We start from the raw sequence: 211 nt of genomic DNA, 5'->3' as shown, positions 1-211 counted from the left end.
GGCTCAAGCGCTGATTTTATATATAAATAGCCTCCGCCGATTATTCCAGATAAAGCTACTAGTATTATGATAAATACGATAAATACAATTTTACGGATCATTTTGGCTTCACTATGCCGTTCTTGCAGATTCTTTTTATATAAATCTTTTTTCGATTCGTTATCTGACATATATCGTAAATCCTCCCCTCACTCGAATTATTATACTACAT

The 211-nt window shown here is 32.7% G+C and carries 1 protein-coding gene; it reads right to left on the bottom strand.

The features are described 5' to 3' along the window. A partial coding sequence (locus tag V7147_RS01160) for a hypothetical protein (protein WP_335366095.1) occupies positions 1 to 101 on the bottom strand: 101 nt, incomplete at its 3' end. Positions 102 to 211: the final 110 nt, after the last annotated feature.

Source organism: Bacillus sp. JJ1521, from assembly GCF_036965165.1.
In the GTDB taxonomy this organism is placed as follows: domain Bacteria; phylum Bacillota; class Bacilli; order Bacillales; family Bacillaceae_L; genus Ferdinandcohnia.
The sequence above is the reverse complement of the archived record's forward strand: the minus strand, read 5'-3'. Positions and strand labels throughout refer to the sequence as shown.